The organism is Olleya marilimosa CAM030 (assembly GCF_000518485.1).
Lineage (GTDB): Bacteria > Bacteroidota > Bacteroidia > Flavobacteriales > Flavobacteriaceae > Olleya > Olleya marilimosa.
In genome coordinates this window covers 629,163-653,072 of record NZ_JADR01000001.1, presented here as the reverse complement: position 1 = coordinate 653,072, position 23,910 = coordinate 629,163, and the positions used below count along the sequence as shown (strand labels likewise).

The 23,910-nt window shown below is 31.1% G+C and carries 17 protein-coding genes; 6 read left to right on the top strand and 11 right to left on the bottom strand.

Annotated elements, in window-relative coordinates; translation table 11 throughout:
- Positions 1-23 precede the first annotated feature (23 nt).
- From M890_RS0103205 to M890_RS0103180, 6 genes are all read left to right on the top strand, one after another.
- The gene (locus M890_RS0103205; RefSeq protein WP_028282141.1) at positions 24-1,262 is read left to right on the top strand and encodes an FAD-dependent oxidoreductase; all 1,239 of its coding nucleotides are present in this window, start codon (positions 24-26) and stop codon (positions 1,260-1,262) included.
- A 115-nt stretch (positions 1,263-1,377) separates the two neighbouring features.
- The gene (locus M890_RS0103200) at positions 1,378-1,977 is read left to right on the top strand and encodes a DUF6642 family protein (RefSeq protein ID WP_028282140.1); all 600 of its coding nucleotides are present in this window, start codon (positions 1,378-1,380) and stop codon (positions 1,975-1,977) included.
- An 812-nt stretch (positions 1,978-2,789) separates the two neighbouring features.
- Positions 2,790-4,703 (top strand): M4 family metallopeptidase, encoded by a 1,914-nt coding sequence (locus tag M890_RS0103195; protein WP_198018191.1) that lies wholly within the window; start codon positions 2,790-2,792, stop codon positions 4,701-4,703.
- A gap of 27 nt (positions 4,704-4,730) precedes the next feature.
- Complete coding sequence (locus tag M890_RS0103190; protein WP_028282138.1) at positions 4,731-6,230, top strand: hypothetical protein; 1,500 nt, start codon at positions 4,731-4,733, stop codon at positions 6,228-6,230.
- Between the two features lie 311 nt (positions 6,231-6,541).
- The gene (locus tag M890_RS0103185; protein WP_028282137.1) at positions 6,542-7,519 is read left to right on the top strand and encodes an AAA family ATPase; all 978 of its coding nucleotides are present in this window, start codon (positions 6,542-6,544) and stop codon (positions 7,517-7,519) included.
- Positions 7,520-7,525: 6 nt separating this feature from the next.
- Positions 7,526-9,985 carry a S8 family peptidase gene (locus M890_RS0103180; RefSeq protein WP_028282136.1) on the top strand — a complete coding sequence of 820 codons (2,460 nt, stop codon included), beginning with the start codon at positions 7,526-7,528 and terminating at the stop codon, positions 9,983-9,985.
- A gap of 931 nt (positions 9,986-10,916) precedes the next feature.
- Here the strand turns inward: M890_RS0103180 and M890_RS0103175 are convergent.
- The 11 genes from M890_RS0103175 to M890_RS0103120 all read right to left on the bottom strand — a co-directional run bounded on the left by M890_RS0103175 (position 10,917) and on the right by M890_RS0103120 (position 23,900).
- Positions 10,917-11,756: a DMT family transporter gene (locus tag M890_RS0103175; RefSeq protein WP_028282135.1), complete on the bottom strand. Its 840-nt coding sequence runs from the start codon at positions 11,754-11,756 to the stop codon at positions 10,917-10,919.
- A gap of 111 nt (positions 11,757-11,867) precedes the next feature.
- Complete coding sequence (locus M890_RS0103170) at positions 11,868-12,536, bottom strand: bifunctional 4-hydroxy-2-oxoglutarate aldolase/2-dehydro-3-deoxy-phosphogluconate aldolase (protein WP_028282134.1); 669 nt, start codon at positions 12,534-12,536, stop codon at positions 11,868-11,870.
- A gap of 10 nt (positions 12,537-12,546) precedes the next feature.
- Positions 12,547-13,569: a sugar kinase gene (locus M890_RS0103165; protein ID WP_028282133.1), complete on the bottom strand. Its 1,023-nt coding sequence runs from the start codon at positions 13,567-13,569 to the stop codon at positions 12,547-12,549.
- Positions 13,570-13,693: 124 nt separating this feature from the next.
- A complete protein-coding gene (locus M890_RS0103160) occupies positions 13,694-14,458 on the bottom strand; it encodes an SDR family NAD(P)-dependent oxidoreductase (protein WP_028282132.1) in 765 nt (254 codons plus the stop codon).
- Between the two features lie 59 nt (positions 14,459-14,517).
- A complete protein-coding gene (locus M890_RS0103155; RefSeq protein ID WP_028282131.1) occupies positions 14,518-15,819 on the bottom strand; it encodes an MFS transporter in 1,302 nt (433 codons plus the stop codon).
- A gap of 139 nt (positions 15,820-15,958) precedes the next feature.
- A complete protein-coding gene (locus M890_RS0103150; protein ID WP_028282130.1) occupies positions 15,959-16,660 on the bottom strand; it encodes a FadR/GntR family transcriptional regulator in 702 nt (233 codons plus the stop codon).
- A 142-nt stretch (positions 16,661-16,802) separates the two neighbouring features.
- Positions 16,803-17,702: a polysaccharide lyase family 7 protein gene (locus tag M890_RS0103145; protein ID WP_028282129.1), complete on the bottom strand. Its 900-nt coding sequence runs from the start codon at positions 17,700-17,702 to the stop codon at positions 16,803-16,805.
- A gap of 36 nt (positions 17,703-17,738) precedes the next feature.
- Entirely contained in the window at positions 17,739-18,596 is an 858-nt protein-coding gene (locus tag M890_RS0103140) for a PKD domain-containing protein (protein WP_036597051.1), read from the bottom strand.
- 12 nt (positions 18,597-18,608) lie between these two features.
- Complete coding sequence (locus tag M890_RS0103135) at positions 18,609-20,039, bottom strand: RagB/SusD family nutrient uptake outer membrane protein (RefSeq protein WP_028282127.1); 1,431 nt, start codon at positions 20,037-20,039, stop codon at positions 18,609-18,611.
- A gap of 20 nt (positions 20,040-20,059) precedes the next feature.
- Entirely contained in the window at positions 20,060-23,158 is a 3,099-nt protein-coding gene (locus tag M890_RS0103130) for a SusC/RagA family TonB-linked outer membrane protein (RefSeq protein ID WP_028282126.1), read from the bottom strand.
- Between the two features lie 370 nt (positions 23,159-23,528).
- The gene (locus tag M890_RS0103120; protein WP_028282125.1) at positions 23,529-23,900 is read right to left on the bottom strand and encodes a cupin domain-containing protein; all 372 of its coding nucleotides are present in this window, start codon (positions 23,898-23,900) and stop codon (positions 23,529-23,531) included.
- Between the last annotated feature and the right edge of the window lie 10 nt (positions 23,901-23,910).

Below are 23,910 nucleotides of genomic sequence, written 5' to 3'. Positions count from 1 at the left end.
TAATTAAACAAAAAAAATATAAAGTGAATAAACAGGATTATAAAATACACATTGTTGGAGCTGGAATTAGTGGCTTAATTGCTGCAACTGTTTTAGAAAAAAATGGGTTATCTCCTGTTATTATTGAAACAACAGACAGTATTGGAGGCCGAGTAAAAACAGATATTGTAGACGGTTATCAATTAGACCATGGCTTTCAGGTATTATTAACTGCTTATCCTGCTGCTCAAAAATATCTTAATCTAGAAGCTTTACAATTACAATCGTTTATACCAGGAGCTTCAATTTTTAAAAACGGTAAACAACAAATTATTGGCGATCCTTTAAGGGATAAGTCTTTATTATTATCTACAGTATTTGCTAGGGTAGGAACCCTTTCTGATAAATTTAAAATATTGAAGCTCAATAATAAATTAAAGAAAAAATCACTATCTGAAATATTTTCAACTCAAGAGCAAACCACAAAATCATATTTAATGGCATTTGGTTTTTCAAATTCAATTATAGACAACTTTTTTAATCCTTTTTTTAGCGGAATATTTTTAGAGAACAAGCTAGAAACCTCCAGCAGAATGTTTGAGTTTGTGTACAAAATGTTTGGAGAAGGTCAGGCTGCATTACCAAAAGGAGGTATGCAAGCTATACCAAAACAACTATCAAATAATCTAAAGCGTACCACGTTTAAATTTAACACAAAAGTGGCATCTGTTAATGATAGTGAAATAATTCTTGTTGATGGACAAAAGATTAAAAGTGATTTTACCATAATAGCAACCGAACCGAGGAAGTTGGTAAATACAGTAAACAAAAAAGTAACAGAATGGCAAAGCTGTGATACGTTATATTTTGAAACTGAAAACAGAGTTATTAATAAACCGTTAATTGGTTTAATTCCTGAAAAAGATGCAGTAATAAATAACATTTTTTATCACACTAGCCTTGATTCCGATTTAAAAGGCAATAAGGAGTTACTATCAGTTACTGTTGTAGATAATCAAAACTTGCCTTCAGACAAATTAATACAACGTGTGCAAACCGAATTAAAACAGTACTGTGGTATTAATACCAGTAAATTAATCAAGCATTACAACATACCAATGTCGTTACCAAAATTAAAAGAATTAAAATACAATGCATTACCATCCCAAACACGATTAACAGATACTATTTTTCTAGCTGGAGACCTACAGTTAAATGGATCATTAAATGCAGCTATGATAGCAGGAGAGAAGGCTGCACTTGGTGTATTAGACAATTTATAGACAAACCTTTAATTTTTTAAATAAGTCATAATCCTATGACTAAGTTAAAATCAACCCAAAAACAAAAGTTATATATTATTTTTGTAGTCCATATTTAAAGCATAATAATTAAGATTTGTTACAAAAAAAACAGCAATTACCACAAACACATGTTGTAGATACAGACTATTTTATTTACTGTTTAGAAGCAGTTGAAGATGTAGAAGTAGAAACAATTACAGAAACGCAAAACAAACTAGACCAATTAACCTCACAGTATGGTGTTGCTAGTATTTATAATACATGCGACTCTATTGAAGGTTTAGAAAATAACATAAATACGTTAGTACTTGATGATCATAATTTTAATGATTACGAAATAATTTACCTAGTTATAACTGGTGAAGCTAATAGTATTACTTTAAACGATTATAACTATAGTTTACAAGAAGTTGCCGAACTTTTTGAAGGTCGTCTACAAGGAAAAATTCTACATTTTTCTAATATAAAAGTTTTAGATTTAGACGAAGAAGAAGCTCAATATTTTTTAGATATTACTGGAGCAAAAGCTATTTCAGGTTATGGTTATGAATATAACGGAATAACCAGTTCTAATCTTGATATTGCCTTTTTTAATTTATTTAAAGAAGACGATAATATGTTTGATGTTGTGGAAGAATTACATCAAAGACATTACAAATTGTGTAAACTACTTGATTTTAGATTGTATTATTAATCAGCAATTTGTTTGATAATTTTTGAAGAACATATCGTTTATTTCTATTTTACATAATTTGTAACAAATCTATTAAAATTTGACACGCTATTTATTGTATGAAAATTCATACTCCTGAGAATCGCGTATTTAAAAAATATTGAATGATTGTACAGAATATTTAATTTTTACAAATAGCATAAATATAAAAGCTAGAGTTCTAAATTATTCTAATGAAGTAATAATTAGCTTAACATAATTACTATATATACAAGGTTAAGCCTTTATATCTGTAATTATGTCAAATATTACCCAAAAGCACTATTTCGCTAATTGTTGCAAAATGTACTATAATGTTCTGCGTTATGTAACTTGAGCTTTGGTTAAAAGCGAAAGTTGTTACTACAGTTTCTTTAAAAAATTTATTCTCTAAAGTTTCTTCTGCAATGTTAATGGAACACTCTTTTTACGAAGCTACGATAGGAGCGTAGTGGAATGTGTGTGGAATGGGTTATATTAAAATAGTTTTATTATATTTACGTAATCACTTATTATTAGTAATTAAAGTTTCTCTGTTTAAGAATTACAATTGCAAATTTTATGAATTACTCACTATTGGGTATGTTTTGGTTTTAGCTATTTTATTAGTTTTCATTATTAAATATCATATTCCTATATCATATAATTAAAAGTGAGATTAAATTAATTTATGAACTAAAAAATGAATTATTCTATTTTACAAGAATGATATAATATTACGTTTATAATTATAAGCAAAACTTTAATATACACCTCTACTAATGAAAAATTTAAAATACATTCTCATTTTTATTTTGAGTGGCATATTTTTAACTACTTGTGCTAGAAAAAAAGAAATTACACCACTTCTAAAATTAGAAATGAAGTCTAATGATAGTCTTTTGGTTACAATGAACATGTATCGAAATGTTCCTTCATTTATTTCATGTCAAATACCAATTGCTGAACTTTTAAATAAAAAGGATTCGGACTTAAATATTGAATTAATTGGAAACAGTCTTATAAAGGAACATGGAGAAATTTTTAAAGTTAATATTGAAACAACTAAATTAGTATTAGACACTACTTTTATCGATGAAATTGGGATGCATAACCATAATTTTCATCAACATCATAAAGGTTACCCTGTGTATAAATCATTTTTAAGACTGCACATTGATAAAGAGGATATAGTTACAGCTATTAGTTCAAATTTGATTCCTTCTCTTAGAGAAGAATTAAATCCAATTAATATTGACCTTAATGAAGCTCGTTTTATTGGTGAATTAGCTATGCCAGAATCATATGAAGTAAATGAGCCTTACTTAGCATTATTTGTTGATAAAGAAGGTATTATTTCAGGAGAAAATGCTAGGCTAGTCTGGATACAAGAACGTGCTAATGATAGTATTCCTAGTTGGAACGAATTAATTGTAGATGCAACTAATGGTGTGTTAATTGAAGTTATTAATAAGATAAAGGATATTAGATACAGAAATACATATAGTGCTCAAAACCAAAATAATCTGCCAGGAGTACTTGTACGTAATGAATCTTCTAATCCGAGTGCAGATGTCGATATTAACGAAGTCCATGATAATTCTGGGTTAGTGTATAACTATTTTATGAATACGCATTCAAGAGATAGTTATAATGGTAATGGAGAAGAGATTAATTCTGTGACTAATTATAGAACTAATTATCGAAATGCTTATTGGACTAGTGGTTGGCTTGTCTATGGCGATAATATGGGCACTTTAGACATTGTGGCTCATGAGTTTACTCATGCAATAACAGATAATTCTCAAGCAGATTTAATATATGCATGGCAGTCTGGTGCCCTAAGTGAAAGCTACAGTGATATTATGGCTATGGCTGTTGATGATGATGATTGGACTGTTGGCGAAGGTAGCGCATTAGGAATTATACGAAGTATATCATCTCCCACAACATATCGTCAACCAGACAATGCTGATAATTGGGTTAGTACATGTGATGATTCAGAAGGCGTGCATACAAATAGTGGTATTCATAATAGAGCCTTTTTTAATATAGCGCAAGACATTGGTTTACAACCTGCAGTTCGTGTTTTTTATAGAAGTTTAGTCCGTTATTTACATCCAAATGCCACCTTTGAAGAATCCCGAGCTGGATGTTTACAAGCTGTAAGAGATTTATTTGGTAACGGTTCAAATGAGTTTAATGCTGTAAATAATGGTTTTGCAGAAGTAGGTATAATTGGATCTTTTAGACCTAGTCGACAGACTTGCAGTGATAGAAGACAGGATAGAACATGTGCGGTAAATTATGTAATGAATGAAAACAAAACCGATGAAAATACGGTTATCGAAGTCATTCAAGAGTTTAAAGAAAAATACTTAGAAACGTCTTCAGAAGGAATGAAATATAAGGCATTATACGATAAACATTCTTTTAGAATGGTTTATTTATTTGCAAAAGATAATCAATTACTTTCTGATGCTTCTCAGTTGTTAACTGACTTAAAACCTGGAATTCAATCTTTAGGAACTAACTCTGATAATCGTGTGGATCAAAAAATCATTGATGCATCATTAAAATTTTTGAATAAATTTATTATTGCAGATGGCACTAATGGCAGTTCTGACCTTTCACAAGAAATTAGAAATGAAATTAAAAGAATAGATTTTCCTTCACTTATTGGCTTAACATATGAAGATGCTTGGAAAAAAATATCGCAAAGCAATTAAATTTCAATCACCTAAAATAGTATTATAATGACTTCAAAAAAAACGGCATTCAATTCTCCTAGAATATCCCAAAAAGACATTCATGCTGATGTTAAACCATTAGCTGGGGAAAAACCAGCAATTGTATTTTCTAAAGAAGCATTTAGGCTTTTATTTTTAACTAGTATCCATGAGACAGGTGCAAAAATTGGGAAAATGACATTTCCAATAGAAGGTCAACCTGACGTTAGCGTAACATATATGAACTTATCAGTTGATACACGGGATTTTGATGTGGATGTTAGAGAACATAATGGTGAAATTCAATGTGATATTATCCCAAATTTTGAATTATCCTTAATGGTTCATCCCACTAATAATGTAAATGAAAGCTTTAGTAATATTGTAATAAAGGTAAATTCCGTTTCAACAAAAATTAACATCGCTGCACCACTTTTGACGTTTTCAGATTATGAAATAGATATCTATGATTCAGAAGTTATTGAAAGTCCTACTAGACAAGCTGCAATGCAAAGTATAAATATAGATAGTGAAACTGTTTTTAGAATTGAAGGTGGTATTGCGTATACATTACCTAGAAAGATAGTAAATGCAGCATTAGCAACTGTTGAAGATATTGATGTTAGTAAACATTTTAACTCCATTAAATTAAAAGGTGGCTGGAATATTAAATTGGTCAATAGTAATTTAATTATTATCCCAGAAGGTGGTATTGAATTACTGTCGCGTCAAGAATGCACATTTGTAGATAGAGTTCCTCAACTTCAAACTCAAATTACGCAAGTACAGTTACCAAATGGAGAATACGAATTGAATGTTTCTCATACAGGGATACCTCCAATTACACCTCCAAGAACAACTGATGACCCAGGATTTGCCTCATTATACATAACACAATCTATTTTTGATAAAATTTGTAAAGCTATAGGTAGAGACTTTAATTATAATGATTCTAGAGGAGGAGGTATAAGCTTTAAAATGTCAACGAGTGTAAGCTTTAGATGTAAAAAAATTAGAATTGATTTTCCACCATACCCAGATCCTCGAGGTACAGCAGATTTAACCTATCAAATTTCCAGTAATATTCGATTATATGGTAAGGTGCCTTGCGTTGGTAAAGTTCTTATTGGAACAGCAAGTGTTAAAGGCTTACCTACATCGATAAAGCTAAAAGTTGGATTTGACCTAAAGAATTCAACAATAGGGATGTACTCAACACTTGAGTCTATGGGTCAGTCAACAATGAAAGTAAAAGCTAGAGTATTTGGTAGATGGTTAGGTTCCCTTGGTATTGTTACATCTTGGGTAACTGATGAATTGGACCGTATCATTGCACGAAATATTAAGCAAAAGCTAAAAGACAAATTTACATCAGTTATTAAAAGCACAATTAATAAAAATAGTTATCAAGTTATAGATTTAGATCCTTTAGATAACCTATTACCAGAATTATATGAAGGTAATAGTATTTCGGTTGCTGGTGATACTGAATCTCTTTTAGTTGGCGTGTCTTTTAATAAAGGATAGCAAACTTAAATACCAATAAACGTTATTGTACAAACTGTTTTAATGTTCTTGCATTATGTGACCTGACCTTTGGTTACGACCGAATGAAAATGGTCTACTAGACCTTTTGAAGTAGGAGCGAGACGGAGTAGGGCAAAGTTGTTGCTACAGTTTCTTTAAAAAAATTATTCTAAAATGTTTCTTCTACAATGTTAATGGAACACTTTTTATGCGACGACGTAGGAGGGAAGCGTAATGTGTATGGAAAGGAAAATTATTTCATAATTAATGATTTATTTTGTATATTTTTACGTCAAATACTATAATACTAAATGGCTGCTGCTGATCAAATAAAAAGTTTAATTAAATCATTCAGTGAAGGTGACGATTCACGCTTCTATGCTACAGCTATGCAAATTGCTGCTGCAGAAGCACGTAAAGGACATCAAGATCTCGCAGAAGAGTTGAAAAAATTAATTCAAGATTCGAAAAAATCTAAGATTAATGAAAATACTCTAAAAAGATTACCAGTAAATGCGGCACAAAAAGAGCTTAATGATTTATTAGAATTCTCTAGACCTGATGATAAATTGAAAGATATGGTCTTATCTATTAAACTAAAAAAAATTATTCAAAGAATTTTAGATGAACAACGTCAAATAGAAAAGTTAAGACAACACAATTTATTTCCTAGAAAAAAAATACTATTAACTGGACCTCCAGGTTGTGGAAAAACAATGACGGCAAGAGTGATATCTAATGAATTAAGTATTCCTCTTTTCGTAATAAGACTCGATGGTCTAATAAGTAGGTATATGGGAGAGTCTATAGCGAAACTTCGTTTGGTCTTTGATACAATGAAAGAATTTAGAGCTGTTTATTTATTTGATGAATTTGATAGTATTGGAACAACTAGAAGTCAAGGAAATGAGGTTGGAGAAATAAAAAGAGTGCTTAATAGTTTTTTACTTCAAATTGAAAAAGATGATTCAAATAGTTTAATAATTGCGGCAACTAATATGCCTGAAAATTTAGATGAAGCATTATTTAGACGATTCGATGATATTATAAATTATCCATTACCTAATGAAGAGCAAATCTTCAAATACTATAAAAGAGAACTTTTAAAAAATGAATTAATAAGCGAAAAAAATCTAATTGAACTTTCAAAAAATTCTATCGGACTAAATTTTTCAGACTTAGAAAAAATTTGTCAAGATTTTCTAAAAAATATTATCGTTTACGGAAAGGAAGAGTCAAGTTTAGAGTTTTTATTTGAAATTATTAATTCAAGAAAAAGATCTTTCTAAAATAGTATGTCTGACTTAAATCACATTTTTCTTAATGGAAATAATTCTTCTTTACCATATAGCACTTATGGTGGTGGAAAATTTCATCATAAAGACGGTAGGGATAGAACAGGGCATGGAAGAGGTATAAAAAGTTCTTTTAGTTCTGCTGTATCTAAGTTTACTGACGGAAATGAAGAATATGAATTTGTATATATAGAGTTTGAATCTGCATTAAATTTTGAATTAGCTTTCGATAGTTTTGAAGATGCTGCTGGAAATTACAGACTTGCATCTTGTAAAGCTGAATTTAGCACTGATTCTAATGGTAATCAGCAAATTGTATACAAAATTGCGGTTTATTTAAATAAGAAAGCTGTTTCCAATTTTTTAAATAAAGTTGAAAAATACTTAACAGAGGAAACTATAACAGGTAAACCAAAAAACCAAAATTTAATAGCGAATATTGAAAATATTAGAGCAGCTACTCTAGAAAGTTTTTGGCAAGAACCAGAAATAGATTTTCCTAGCTCAAATGTTAGTGTATGGTGGGAAGTTTGGTTTAGTGGTGCTAATAAAGAAACAGTAGTAGAAACATTAAATACTTTAACTACAGATACTGTTTTAACTAATAGTAGACTTCTTGTTTTTCCAGAAAATATTGTTGGTTTAATTAAAGCTACTCCAGAAGAATTAGGAGAAAGATTACTTTATGTAGATAATTTAGCAGAAATAAGAAAACCTATTGAAACCGCTGATTTTTTTACAAATCTTGATAAAGATTGGGAAGGAGATTTCATTAATGATTTACGTGATAGAATTAACAATCAAATAGAAATGAATAATGTTTCAGTTTGTTTATTAGATTCTGGAGTCAATCGAGTAAATCCACTATTGGTAGATTTAATCCCGGAAAGAAATTTAGATTCAGTAAATCCAACTTGGACAAATTCTGACTCTTACAGACAAGGACATGGTACTCCAATGGCTGGTCTTATTATCTATGGGGATTTGATTGACCCATTGAGTTCTAGTACACCAATCAATGTTTCTAATAATATTGAGAGTATTAAAATTGTTGATCGTACAGCGAATGACCCAGATTTATATGGCCAAATAACACTTGAAGCCATAGCTATTGGTGAAATTATGAACCCTGAAAATAAAAGAGTCGTTTGTTTGGCAGTAACTTCTCCTGATAATAAATATTTAGGCAGACCATCTTCGTGGTCCGCTGCAGTTGATCAAAAAATGTTTGGGTCAATTGAGGATAGAAATAATAATACTGTAATTTTAGTTTCAAGTGGAAACCTATCCTTTGCAGATAGATTAAATTACCCTATCTCAAATGATGATCTATCAATAGAAGATCCAGCTCAAGCATTTAATGCTATAACTGTAGGAGCTTATACAAACAAGGACAGATTGGATGTTGTAACTTATCCTGGAGCACAACTATTGGCTCAAAGAGGACAAATGTCTCCATGTAACACAACTTCCATAAGTTGGAATAAAAAATGGCCAAAAAAACCAGATATAGTTTTTGAAGGAGGAAATGATGGTATCTTTAATTCTGGTATATTAGATGAAGAATCATTAAAACTTTTGTCTACAGGAGTAGGAGGTATAGGAAGATCATGGCTCTCAACAATGGCAGATACAAGTGCAGCTACTGCACTTGCTTCTAAATTTGCTGCTGAATTATATCAAAAATACCCAAGCTATTTACCTGAAACTATTCGTGCCTTAATAATTCATTCTGCAGATTGGAATGGTATAATGCTGAATAATAGGAATATAAATAGTTTCTCTTCAGAAGAAAAATCTAAACTTTTAGCGAGAGTAGGCTATGGTATACCTAATTTGAGCAAAGCTAAATATAGTGCTGAAAATTCATTAAGTATAATAGCAGAAAGAACTCTAAAGCCTTTTAAATTTGAAGATAGTAGAGTTAAAACTAATGTTTTTCATTTATTTGATTTACCCTGGCCTACAGATATTTTGTCTGATTTAGCTGAATTGGATGTGAAATTAATAGTAACGTTATCATACTTTATTGAACCAAATCCTGGAAATAAAAGATATGCTAGTGACCAATCATACAAATCACATGGATTGAGGTTTAAAATGATTGATAAAAATGAAAGCCAAGGAGCTTTTCAAGCTCGAGTTAGTAAAGCTATCAAAGATGAACAAGACGATTATGTAGCTGAAGGTAGTGAGAATTGGATATTAGGCAGTCAAGTTAGAGATAAAGGTAGTATTCACAAGGATATTTGGGTTGGTGCAGCTGCTGATTTAGCATTAAGAAATAAAATTGCGGTTTATCCATTAGGTGGATGGTGGAAAAATAGAAAAAAACTCAATCGTTATGATTCATCGGTTAGATATAGTTTAATTATTTCTATTGAAACAAACGAAGCTGATATTGATATATATAACAATGTATTGAATCAGATTAGAGTATCAATACCTATTGATATTTAATTATTATGTAAAATAGAATCTTGATGTGTTACGTTTGGCCTCATAAAATTTTGGCTAAAACAATAGGAGAAATGAGCGTCCATATTTTAGGGGTATAGTAATACAGTTTCTTAAGAGTTTCAATTATACAAGGTATTTCAAAACAATGTTAATGAGTTCCAATGTTTCCTAAAATATAGCGAATGAGCCGTTAATTGTTTCTTAAATTATATGTAGCCTTGAATTTTTGTTTCTTTTGTTTCAAGACAAAAGAAAATGAAACATTAAAAAGAAGATTAATTGAAGTTCTAAATATAACAAGTGCATAGAATTTTATTTTTCTTAAAATTTATGCTCTTGTGGCAATCCACGAGAATCGTCTAAATTTTTTTATTACGTACAATTTTATCGAATACGCCATTTTTATAACGAAGCAAAAAGGCTAGCTTTTAAATTGCGCTGGCATGCGGTTGGAAATTGTGTGTAAAATAAATTGCCAGAGCAATTTGATTTTATAAAACAATCGAGCGCTTGGTAGCGGCTATTTTACATAACGGCTAATTATAGATACAAATGTTTTATAAACACTGCGAAGCAAACCGATTATTGTTTAATTGCCCAAGTTCTTAATACTCTAATGAAATGTGATGTTTCTGGGATATTTTACATAATATGGAATTATAGCTTACACAGTAACAAACATCATACTTAGTACTAAATGTTGTTTTAATATGGAATCATCCACAGGATGATCCAATATTAAAAGTGTACTATAATTTATATTATGTAAAATAGAATATTTTAAAACCTCTTACGTTTCTGTAAGATTAAACAAATATTTTAACGCCATATAGATAATAATTCTATTTAGAAATTAGGTCAAGTAATAATTATAGAAGTTATAATGACTTATTAATTACGAAGTTGATAAGAATAATATATTAGCCTGTAGTTATTTCAATTTTGTTTTTAAAACAATATTTAAAGTTAATCCAACAATAATCAAAATAATTCCTAATAAGCTAATTAGTGTATAGATTTCTTTAAACCAAATTGCGCCAATTAACATAGTAAAAACAACTTCAATATATTTTAAAGGTGCTACTTGGTTAACTTCAGTGGTTTGTAAAGCTTTAGTCATGTAAACTTGTCCAAAATATCCAAATATACCAAGACTTAATAGCAATAACCATTCTAATCCTTGAGGATTTGTCCAATGCTTAATACTCAAAACACCACCAATTATAGCAGATATAATCATAAAATAATTGACAATTACTATTGGATGGTCACTATTACCAATTTTACGAATTATAATATAGACTAATCCTGTAAAAACTGCTGATAATAAAGCATATAATAATCCAATGGTATCAATATTACTATCAAATCCTTTTAAAATAACAACTCCCATAAATGCTAATAAAAAACAAAACCACTGGAAATACTTGATATGTTCTTTAACTAGAAAAACTGCAAAAAAGGCTGCAAAAATTGGTGAAATATACCTGATGGACACAGCAGATCCCATAGACAAGTGATTTAGTGACATAAAAAACAAAGTCATAGCAACACAGCCAACCACTCCTCTAGCGATTAATAGTTGTTTTTTGTTTCCTAAAAAATTGATTTTATTTTTGATTAAATACGGAATAGTAAAAAATAATGTCCCAATAGATCTAAAAAAAACGACTTGATTGACATTAAAATTTCCAGATTGTTTGACTAAAACATTTAAAAGCGCAAATGCTAATGCACTGATAGTCATGTAAAATATTGCTTTTTTTTGCATACAAATAGTATTTAGACTATCAATTTTAACATCATATAAAAGCAGCTTGGTTAAAAGCTGCTTTAAAATGCAATTATAATTTTAAATGCTCTGTTTTAATATAGTAAACCGTTACTTTTTTAGCGTTTTAATAATATTAATTGCTGTTTTAGTAAGGTCTGTAATGGTCTCTAAATCATAGTTACCATCTTTATCTTTTGCTATTAATTTTGATCCAATTCCAACACAAGTAACGCCTGCGTTAAACCATGACTCTAAGCTTTGTTGTGTAGGTTCTACTCCACCAGTTGGCATAATACTTGTCCAACTACATGGTCCTTTTATAGCTTTAACATAACTAGGATTATAGGCATTACCAGGAAATAATTTTACTATCTCACAACCTAACTCTTCTGCTTTAGCAATTTCTGTTAGTGTTGCGCATCCTGCAGACCACAATACTTTTCTTCGGTTACAAACTAAAGCAATATCTTCTCTTAATACAGGAGTTACAATAAAATTTGCACCTAATTGCATATATAAAGAAGCAGCTGCAGCATCTGTAATTGATCCAACTCCAAGAATCATTCCTGGTAAGTTAGTTATAGCATATTTGTTAAGTTGTGCAAAGATTTCAAAAGCAAAGTCTCCTCTACTTGTAAATTCTAAAAGTCTTGCGCCTCCATCGTAACATGCTTTTAATATTTTTTTACTGACTTCTAGGTCATCATTATAAAATAAAGGTACTAAACCTGTATTTTGCATTACTGTTGCGACTTCTATTCTTGAATATTGTGCCATGTTATTGTTTTTATCTTGAAACTTTTCCTGAAGCATCACCACTTAATAATTTTTCGATTTCATTAAGTGTAATTAAATTATAATCACCAGAAATGGTGTGTTTTAAGCAGCAAGCTGCTACTGCAATATTTAAAGCTTTTTGTTTATCTGTATCGTCCTTTACTAAACCGTAAATTAATCCACCCATAAACGCATCACCACTTCCTACTCTATCTACAACAGGTGTTACCTCTTTAACATCTGCGTTAAAAATGGTTTTACCATCATATAAAATTCCTCCAATACGTTGGTGTGATGCACTAACCGAATACCTTAACGTAGTCGCCACTGTTTTTAAATTAGGACATAATTTAAATAGTTGATCGTATAATGCTGGTAATGATTTTTCGTTTTGATAATTAGGATTTACTTTATCTTTTCCTAACATAAAAAATGCAGTATCAATATCTCCTAATATGACATTACTATATTTTAAAAGTTCTGGCATAATTTGATCTGGTGTTTTACCATACTGCCAAAGTTTAGATCTATAGTTTAAATCTGAAGAAATTGTAATCCCTAATTTATGTGCAACTTTTAAAGCAATTAAACACTCATCTGCAGCAGATTGTGATATTGCAGGAGTAATACCACTCCAGTGAAACCAAGTCGCATCTTTTAAAACAGCTTCCCAGTCTATCGATCCATTTTGAATGGTTGACATCGAGCTGTGCGCTCTGTCATAAATTACATTACTACCACGTGTACCTGCTCCTGTTTCTAGATAATAAATGCCTAATCGCTCTCCACCATAGATAACATTTTTAGACTCTACATTAAATTTGCGCATCTCTTTAAGTGCACAAGCTCCAATCTCGTTATCAGGTAATCTAGTTACAAACTCGACAGGAATACCGTAATTTGCTAATGATACTGCTACATTAAATTCTCCACCACCATATGAGGCAGCAAATGTTTTTGCTTGAGAAAATCTTAAATGACGTTCTGTTGAAAGCCTTAGCATGATTTCTCCGAATGTGACAATTTTACTCATTTTATAAATTTGATTACTATTCTATTTTTTGTATTAAAATCAGATTGTTTTGCATAAATGTTTAAATACCTTTAAGATAATTAAATCATCAAACAAAACAATCTGATTTTATAAGTTTAGGTTATTAAATACCTAATGCCTGACCACCACCAATTTGGATAGTTTCTGCAGTGATAAATGACGCATCCTTGCTAGCTAAAAATGAGATTACACCAGCAACATCTTCTGGTTGACCTAATCTACCTAACATAATATTATTAGCCCAAGACGCAAATACTTCTGGTTTAGTTGCTTTAATTTGCGCATGGAAAGGTGTATCAATAGTACCTGGAGATACTGCATTAACACGGATTCCGTATTCTGCTAAATCTTTAGCCAATGCTCTAGTAATGGCATGTACACCAGCTTTAGACGTACCGTATATTCCTGCTCCTGGTCCACCTGCTGTCCATCCTGCATTTGATGTATAGTTTATTATTGAAGGATGTTCTCCTTTTTTAAGAAAAGGAATCGCTGCTCTAGATGCAAAAAACACAGAATCTAAGTTTAGGGCCATTACATTTCTATAAAACTCAGTTGTCATTTCTTCAAATCTAGAACGACCACCTAAACCACCTGCATTATTTACAAGCACATCAATACGACCAAATTTTTCTCCAATTTTAACGATGTTAGACGTTACTTGCTCTTCATTAGTAACATCAAAACCAAAATATTCAGCAGTGATACCTTCAGCTGTAAGCTCTTTTACTCGCTCTGCTCCTAAATCATCTTGAATACCATTTAATATAACAGTATAACCATCTTTTCCTAATCTTTTTGCTACTTCAAAACCAATACCTCCTGTGGCACCTGTTACTATAGCTACTTTTCCGTTTGTATTACTCATTTCTAATTGTTTTTATTATTTAAATTCTTATTTTTTTTGAAAATGTTATGAGTCTTTAATTAACTTTTTGGTTTTAAAGGTTCTATTTTAGGACATAATACCCAAATAGATAATAAGGCTATAATAGCCAATGCACCACCTATTAAAAATGCAGGAATATAATTACCTCCTGTTGTAATAAATGTTACTAAAATAGTTAATCCTGCAGCTGCTAGTTTAGCTGCCATACCTGCAAATCCTGATAATGTCCCTACTATTTTACCACCAAACATATCACTAGGTAATGTTTGTATATTTCCGATAGCAATCTGAAATCCAAAAAGTAAAACAGCCATTATTATTACTGCTGTTGTAGCAGATCCAGGTGCTTTTAATAGAAAGAAACATGGTATCATAATTAAACATCCTAAAGTAATTACCATTTTTCTTGTTTTATCAACTGACCATCCTGCTGTAAGTCTATTTTGTGCTATAAGTCCTCCAGCCCAAGCTCCAATCATTGCTCCAACATATGGCAACCATGCAGAAAAGGCTATTTCTTTTACGTTTAATCCAAATACTTCTGATAAGTAAATTGGTATCCAAACTATAAATAACCACCAAATTGGGTCTAAAGCTGCTGAAGCAATAATTACTCCCCAACTTTCTTTGTGTTTAAGAAGTTGTGTAGTAGTTGGTACGTAACCATCATCATAATTACCATCTTCATCAATATCTTGATTTTTTTGTCCAGAAAGAATGTATTTTCTTTCATCTTCTGATAACCAAGGGTGTGTTTTTGGTCCTGATTTAACAATGTATAACCAAGGAATTAACCATAATAATCCAAGAGCACCAACAACAATAAATATAGCTTTCCACTCTAAATATGCAGATAATAATCCAATCACAGGATACGCTACAATACCACCAATTGCAGCTCCAGAGTTAAATACACCTTGTGCCAAAGCACGCTCTTTTGTAGGGAACCATTCTGCGTTAGCTTTAGCTGCTCCTGGCCAGTTACCAGCTTCTGCTAAACCTAAAATAGATCTGAAAATTGAAAAACTTAGCATTCCTTGTGCAAATGCATGAAACATAGTTGCTACTGACCATACACCTATGGAAAGTGCAAATCCCATTCTGGTACCAATCCAATCAAAGATTTTACCAAATAAAGCTTGACCACCAGCATATGACAGTATAAATACTGTTGATATGGTACCAAATATTAATTTGTGACCATCTTGATCCATGTCTGGAAATAGATCTTTAGCAATTTCTGGCCATAGTGCTCCAAAAGCTTGTCTGTCTATGTAGTTAATTACTGCAGCTAAAGCTACAAGTCCCACTACCCACCATCTAAGTCCTTTTAATTTCATGTTTATTTTAATTTTTAAAAAATAAAAGTCTAAACCGAATAACAAGTAACTACTCATTATCAGTTGATTAACTTAATTTATATTATTTTTGATTGAAAATAATTTAAGATTAAATTATCTTAAATTTTAGTCTGGTTTATTATAAGTTATAACAGTATTTATACAGTTCGTTAAAGTGATTTTTCATTGCTTGTTTAGCTTCAACAGGATCTTGATTTTTTATTGCTTCAAAAATTAATTCGTGCTCTTTAATAGCAGTTTGAGATAGATTTTTATCGCAAACATGATATTTTTCAAAATTTGTAATTATTTCTGGTGTGATGATTAACATAAACGTGTTCATGGTACTATTTCTGCTAGCTCTTGCAATAGCTAAATGGAACAATAAGTCTTCCTGAACTGCATCTTCTTTATTAATCACTTTATTTTTATAAGCATCTAAAGCACTTTTCATTTTTTCTAAATCCTCATCAGTACGTCTTAAGGCAGCTAATCTTACTGTTTTTAATTCTAGTAAAATTCTAGTTTCAACTAATGATTTAAAATCTGGATCCTCTAATCTTAAAATATCTTCAATCATCCCATTAAGTGCTATGACTCCGATATTTGCTACAAATGTTCCACTTTGTGGAATTGATTTTAATAATCCATAAAACTCTAATTTTTGAATGGCTTCCCTTACATTACTTCTAGAAACTTCAAACATTTCGGATAACATACGTTCAGCTGGTAATTTATCACCAGGTTCAAGATTTTTTTTATTAATTAAATCTCGAATGTTAGCAATAATAGTTTTCTGAATATTAGAATTTTCGTTTTTTGTAAGGATTTCCAATTTCATATAAATAATGTTTTATTTATTTAATTTTTCATGTCAAATTTACTAAATCTGAGTAGACTTTTATTTAATTATTAAGCTAAACTTCAAGGTCTTTTTGCAACCTTTAAAGCTTAACTTAATAAAAAAGACTAATCAAATATTTTTAATGAGAGACTTCTAAATCATAATATCTAACTTTAGCAAAAGCCCCTTCATCTCTGGTCTGCAAATAGTTTCCTGCTTTAAAATAGTTTTCAAAAATTCCCCATTTTTTCATATGTATGTTTTCGTAAACTTTGTATTCGTTTTCATTTAAAATAACCACCATTTTTCCGTCGGTAACTTTTACTTCTAAAGTGAATTTTTTAAATCCAACTTCTTGTTCAAAATTAAATCCTTCGTCATCATCCCAAGCATCTTCATGCAGCATTTCTTCTTCTGTTGCATCTAAATTTTTAAGAACTTTTGTTTTTACTCTAATTTTACCTTTGTCCCAATAAATTTTAAGAATTGGAGGTGCATTATTATCTTTTTCTCCAATTAAATCTCTTTGCTCATTGGTTAATCTACCATGTATTTGCATAATAATAGTACGATGGTATTTACCATCACTATCTTTTGAAATATCATCTATTGCTAATTTACCTTTCATGTAACCACCTTGCTCAAATGTCCAATTAACATTGTTTTCTCCTGAGACCATTTGTTCTCTTAGCTCTGATCTAGAATATTTAGTATTAGCAGTTGTCGCACTACTTGGATATGCATAAAATACTAATGCTCCTTTTGTAGAATCGTTATACATATATGGTTTTAACGAGGCATTTGTAGCATAATCAAAAATCTCTGGTGGAGCTACTTCTTGAGGCTTTTTACCATCTCCAGCTGGAGTTGTTACTTTCCAATGCGTTAAATCTATATTAGGAAGTTTATACTTTTTTCTTTTTTTCTTCTTCTTTTTAGATTCAATTTTAGTTTCTGTTACAACTTTGTTGGATTGACAGTTAGCATTGAAGACTGAAACAAAAACAAACAAGACTATTAATTTAAGTTTTATACGCATAAGTTTCAGTCTTTAATTTTTATTGATTGTTATTAATTATTGTAAATCAGCTGTAAAATTATCTACTCTTGCTTCTTCACCTTGATTTGTAATGTAAATACTTACTGTACTATTAGCACCAGAGTTAAATAGTATGTTTACTGGTGTGTAAGCTTCAGCAGATCCTGTAAATGATTGTATGATTGCTGCATCAGTTTCTGCTTGAGTTGTAAATCCTCCACCTGCAAGTATTGCAACTGTACAAGATCCACCAGCAGCTTCTAGTCTATAAGAGTAAGAAATTACGTAATCTGTATTTGGTGATACTTCTATCTCTTGATATCCAATTCTGTCACCTGCTCCAGGAAACTTAGCTGCTTGTCCACCATCTGGAACAGAGCTACTTGTGTTAATTTGAATAACACCACCTAAGTTAGAGTTTTTCCAAGAATCACGACCATCTCCTGAGCCATCAGGCAATGTATTGTCTTCAAAACTTGGTTCTAAAATAACAGGTATAATAGCTAAAGGCACTTCTGGTTCAAAAACTACAACATCTATAGTTATTGTATCTGATGCACCATTGGCATCACTTGTTGTTAAAGTTACTGGGTAAGTCCCTTCTCCTGCTTCAAAAGTATAAGTAGGATCTTGCTCTGTTGATGTTACACCACTACCAAAATCCCATAAATACATTGTAGATTCTGATGATAAATCTGAAAAATAAATTTTCTTGAAATCATCAATATCTGCTATATATGTAAAATTAGCTGAAGGTAAAACGGTGTCTGCTTTTGAATTTGAATCTGGTAACTCAAAATCAAATTGATCTTCGCAACTTGTAAAAGTAAATGACATTATCATGCTTACAAGTAAAAACGTAGTCGTACGAATAATATTAACTTTGTTTTTCATATTTTTTATGTTTTAATATCCTGGGTTTTGACTTAAAAGTCCATTACTTATATTAATTTCTCTGGCTGGAATAGGTAATAATAAATCTCTTGTATTAAACGTATAATCCATTTCTGTAGCATGAGCGCTTAATACTGAATTTGCAATTCCAAATCTTACTAAATCAAAGAATCTGTGATTTTCAAAAGCTAATTCTACTCGTCTTTCGTTAATTAAATCTTGTTTAGTAATGGCATCTGGAGCATCTATAGTTGGCATATTAGCTCTTAATCTAACTTCGTTAAAAGAGTCTCTTGCTGCTTGTACTGTTGTTTGCGTACCACCAGCCATGATGGCTTCTACATGCATTAATAATACATCTGCATAACGAGATACAATCCAATCGTTTCCTGCTTGACGTGGGTTTGGACCATAATTGTCTGCTAATCCAAAACCGTTAGGCAAAAACTTAGCTACTTCGTAAAAAGAACCAACTGTAATATAAGATTCAGCTGTTCTATCTCCTCCGTAAAGTCCAAAGTCTGCAATTAAATTATCGTTTATAACATTTAATCCATCTTGTCTACCTACAGATGTTGTAAACTCTGATGAAAATCCTTGACTTTCTGCAGTGTTACCTGCTACATAACCTATTGCAAATAGTATTTCATCGTTTAATTCTGAATAAAATACATCATGAAAGTTTGGCATTAATGAAAACTGCATACTACCAATTATAGCCTCACATAATTGTTGTGCACCTAAATAATCTGGTGATTGTTTAGTCAAGTATACTTTTGCTAATAATGCTTGTGCTGCAGCAGTAGAAGCTCTTGATTTATAAGTACTATCTAAGTTTAAAATTGCTTCTTGTAAGTCTTCAATAATTAAATTATAGATAGTTGCTGTATCTACTCTTGTAAAAAGTACATCTGTTTCTTCTGGACCAACTACAGAGGTAATTAATGGCACATCACCAAATAAACGTACTAGGTTAAAGTAAGCGTATGCTCTTAAAAATTTAGCTTCGGCAGTATATTTAGCTCTATTAGCAGCATCTGCTTTATCTATAAATTTTAAAACTGTATTTGCTCTAAAAATGATTTCGTAGGAACTTGCGTAGTAATCCTCTACTTCTACATTATTAGCATCAACTAAATATCTATGAAAATCTGCTTTAGACCCTTCTGTTGTTGCAGATCTAGTATTATCAGTTCTCATTTCTGTTAAAAGATATTCAAACTGTACGCCTCTATTAAAATTTGAAGAATTCGTTTCGGTATCTTCATTTACGCCTTGAATAGCATCGTAAATTCCGATAATTCCAGCAAGTACATCGTCGTCGTTATTAAAAAACTGATCAACTACTACTACTGAGTCTGGTACTGGATTTAGAAAATCGTCGTTACAAGAAAATAACATCATTCCTGAAACTAAGACCGCTATATATTTTATATGTTTCATAATTTATATGTTTTTTTTAATTAAAAGTCAACGTTTAAACCAAAAGAGATGGTTTTGAAAATAGGTGTACCTGCTCTTTGCGCACCATATTGTGTAGGTGTTTCATCGTCTACAAACTCTGGATTAAATCCATTATACTCGCTTGATGTAATATAAAGTAAGTTTTGAGCAGTAGCATACACTCTTAATTTAGATAATCCTATTCTTTCTGTAATATTATCTGGTAATGTGTAACCTAAGTTGATGTTTCTTAAAGAAAAGTAAGAGGCACTTTGTACAACGTCATCTGTTAATACTCTTTCTTGTAAAAACGAAACATCTGGTATAATTCCTGCATCTACTACCTCTTGAGGACTAGTCGTTGCACCTTGCCAATGTGTAGCAAAATATTGGTCTCCAATGTTTTTAACTTCTGCACCATGACTACCTTGAATCATGAATGAAAAATCAAATTGATCATAACTAAACTCGTTAGTTAAACTCCAGACTAATTCTGGGTAAGGGTTACCTAATATTGCTTTATCTTCCTCTGTAATTAAACCATCACCATTTAAATCTTTTACAATTACGTCTTGTGATTGTCCATTTATTGGGAAGTATGGAGACTCCCAATATTGGTTGGCTAATTCTGTGTCAACTACATAACCATAAAACGATGATATTGGATTACCAACTAAGTTTATCCATTGAGAATTTCTACCAAAAGTATCCTCTGGTGTTGCTCCATTTGAATCACCATAATCCGTCAATTCATTTTTATTTGTTGAAGCAATTAAAGTTGTATTCCATTTAAAGTTTTCTGTCGAGATATTTTTTGTTCTAAACTCTAACTCAAAACCACTATTAACAACCTCTCCTAAGTTTACAATACCTTCAGAAAATCCTGTTGTATAAGATACTGGGTTGTTTAATAATAAGTCATTACTAGTTCTCTTGTAATAATCTAAAGAACCACTAACTTTATTATTAAATAATCCAAAGTCAATACCTGGATTAAACTCTTTTGAAGCTTCCCATCTTAACTCTGCATTAGCAATGTTAGCTGGAGAAAAACCTGTTGTTACATTACCATCAATAATCGCATTAGAATCGTTTAATAAAGATAAATATGCGTACCAATCTGTAAGATCGTTACCAGTATCAAAGTTTTCGTTACCTGTAAGACCGTAACTTACTCTTAATTTTAGATTATTTACAATATCGCTTTCGCTTAAAAAGTCTTCGTTTGAAACATTCCAACCTAGAGATAATGCTGGGAAGTTACCCCATTTTGTACTAGCTCCAAATACAGAACTTGCATCACGTCTAAATGATGCTGATACCAAATACTTGTCGTTGTAAGCATAGTTTACTCTTCCAAAATATCCTATCTTATTTTTTTCGATATTATATTCTCCATAACTTGCAATAGTAGTCGCAGCATTTAAGTTTTTGATTAAATCATTAGTATAACCAGAACCTTCTACAGCACTATTTTCAATTCTACGGTTTTGAACTGTAAAACCTGCAAGGAAATCAAATTCATGGTTTCCAAAATCTTTGGAATACGATAAAGTATTATCAGATATTATACGTCTAGACTCTCTGTTTTGTAACTCGTAAGATGCTCTACTTGCTCCATTTTGGTGGTGTTTAGTACCATTCCAACGTGTTCTTTTTCTGCCTTCTAAAGTTACACCAAGTGATGTTTTTGCAGTCAAACCGTCTATGATTTCATAACTTAAAAAAGTAGAACCTAATAGTTTATTATTAAACTCATAGTGTTCTCTCTCTGCATATTGTGCATAAGCATTAGCATCTCCAGATGTACGTGGCCTAGTTGCACTACCGTCTCCATCTAAATCAAGCTCCATTAAATGGTCTTCTAAAAAGTAATCTCCAACTTGTAAGTCTGGAAAATAGTAATTTGCAGAAGGATCGTCTTGGTTTACAAATTGAAGCGACTCTTCTGTGTGATATATTGGCAACCAAGGTGATTGTCTTATTGGATTGTGGATTGACGTTGGTAATGCTCTTCTTTTAGAGTATGAAGGTGTAAGACTAGCACCAAATTTTAATTTATCGTTAAGCTTAGTATCTACTTTTAGTTTAAAGCTGTACACTTTATAATCATCAGTTAATACTACTCCTTCATCATGAGAGTATCTTAGTGCTGTACTAAATTTTGTTTTTTTGTTACCACCTCTAGCTGATAACGAGTGACTTGTAATTTTACCACCATCAAAAAATACATCTTGCCAATCTCTATCAACACCTAATGTGCTAACTAATAGTTGCATGTATTGTGTTCTTTCAGAAAGTTCTCCAGTTTCAGCTAATTCTTTAGCAGCCCAATCACTTACGCTTTTTTTATAATTGTCACTGTCGTGCGCTTCTTTAAAACCAGTGTAAGTATCGTAGCTAAACTTAGTTTTCCCATCCTTACCACTTTTTGTAGTAATAATTATAACTCCGTTTGACCCTTCACTACCATATATTGCTGCAGATGCCGCATCTTTTAAAACCTCAAAAGATTCTACATCATTCATATCTATACTACCAAGAAAGTCCGAACTAACAACAATTCCGTCCACTACAACAGCAGGACCAGAACTAGCATTAATAGATCCTGTTCCTCTAATACGTATTGTTGGTGCAGCTCCAGCCTCAGCAGATGTTGCTTGTATATTTACACCTGATACTTGACCAATTAACGCATCATCAACCCTTGGCACTGCAATTTGATCTAAATCATCATTAACAACCTTAGATATTGATCCTGTTAAATGACTTTTCTTTTGAGTACCATAACCTACTACAACTACTTCTTCTAAAGTATTGGCATCAACAGTTAAAGATATATTTACTTGAGTTTGCTTATCTATTATTACTGATTGAGCAGCATATCCAATATATGAAAACTGTAGTACGTCTCCAGATTTAGCATCAATTTGATAATTACCATCAAAATCTGTACTTGCTCCTGTATTGGTTCCAACAATAATAACATTAACGTTAGGTAATGGCATATTGTAGTCTGCATCAACCACTACCCCTTTTACTGTTAACTTTTCTTGCGCAAAAGCTGCAATACATATAAAGAGCATTGCAAATAGTGCCGATTTAGCTTTTAAATTCATAATTAATTTTTAAGTTTTAGTTAATTAATTTGTTTCACTAAAAACATAAATATTAGGCAAGTACCAATATGTTTGTTACTTTTGTAATGTTATGTTTTTACATAATTACTTCCCGTCGAAGAAGTATTTTTTAAAAGGATAGGTCGTAACACCTGTCCTTTTTTTTATACATTAAATACCAGATTTACAATTGGTTTACCAATCTGGTTTACCAAATATATATAAAATTTTGTTAATTACAACGTTTTCGTAAATTTTATATGTTAAAATAGAAGATGTTTGAGTTAAAATAACAAACATCTTTATCTCTATGTATTGGTTTTACTACTATTAGCTAATGTCCTAAGGCTTAAGGTTTGTAGAAAAAAAATTATTTATGTCCAAAATATGAGACCTCTCCTCCGCTTAAAAAATCTTCTCTTACTGGACTAAATGTGTCAATTAAAATACCTTCCTCTAAGCAAACTGCACTGTGTAATAAATTAGGCTGAATATATACACCATCTCCAGCTTCAATAATTTGTTTTACTCCATCAATTTCAAATTCAAATTTTCCTGAAACACAATAGGTAGCTTGTGTGTGAAAATGTTGATGAGGAGCACCTAATGCACCTTTTTCAAATTTTACTTTTACCATCATGATTTGGTTGTCATATCCTAAAAATTTTCTTGACACTCCTCCTCCAAGTGCTTCCCATTCCATGTCTTTTGTAATGACATACTTTTCACTAAATCTTTTCATAATCTATTAA

Excerpts from the sequence above, each read along its gene's own strand:
- M890_RS0103190 (WP_028282138.1), top strand. The coding sequence starts at position 4,731 with ATGACTTCAAAAAAAACGGCATTCAATTCTCCTAGAATATCCCAAAAA.
- M890_RS0103185 (WP_028282137.1), top strand. The coding sequence starts at position 6,542 with ATGGCTGCTGCTGATCAAATAAAAAGTTTAATTAAATCATTCAGTGAA.
- M890_RS0103180 (WP_028282136.1), top strand. The coding sequence starts at position 7,526 with ATGTCTGACTTAAATCACATTTTTCTTAATGGAAATAATTCTTCTTTA.
- M890_RS0103175 (WP_028282135.1), bottom strand. The coding sequence starts at position 11,756 with ATGCAAAAAAAAGCAATATTTTACATGACTATCAGTGCATTAGCATTT.
- M890_RS0103170 (WP_028282134.1), bottom strand. The coding sequence starts at position 12,536 with ATGGCACAATATTCAAGAATAGAAGTCGCAACAGTAATGCAAAATACA.
- M890_RS0103165 (WP_028282133.1), bottom strand. The coding sequence starts at position 13,569 with ATGAGTAAAATTGTCACATTCGGAGAAATCATGCTAAGGCTTTCAACA.
- M890_RS0103160 (WP_028282132.1), bottom strand. The coding sequence starts at position 14,458 with ATGAGTAATACAAACGGAAAAGTAGCTATAGTAACAGGTGCCACAGGA.
- M890_RS0103155 (WP_028282131.1), bottom strand. The coding sequence starts at position 15,819 with ATGAAATTAAAAGGACTTAGATGGTGGGTAGTGGGACTTGTAGCTTTA.
- M890_RS0103150 (WP_028282130.1), bottom strand. The coding sequence starts at position 16,660 with ATGAAATTGGAAATCCTTACAAAAAACGAAAATTCTAATATTCAGAAA.
- M890_RS0103145 (WP_028282129.1), bottom strand. The coding sequence starts at position 17,702 with ATGCGTATAAAACTTAAATTAATAGTCTTGTTTGTTTTTGTTTCAGTC.
- M890_RS0103140 (WP_036597051.1), bottom strand. The coding sequence starts at position 18,596 with ATGAAAAACAAAGTTAATATTATTCGTACGACTACGTTTTTACTTGTA.
- M890_RS0103135 (WP_028282127.1), bottom strand. The coding sequence starts at position 20,039 with ATGAAACATATAAAATATATAGCGGTCTTAGTTTCAGGAATGATGTTA.
- M890_RS0103130 (WP_028282126.1), bottom strand. The coding sequence starts at position 23,158 with ATGAATTTAAAAGCTAAATCGGCACTATTTGCAATGCTCTTTATATGT.
- M890_RS0103120 (WP_028282125.1), bottom strand. The coding sequence starts at position 23,900 with ATGAAAAGATTTAGTGAAAAGTATGTCATTACAAAAGACATGGAATGG.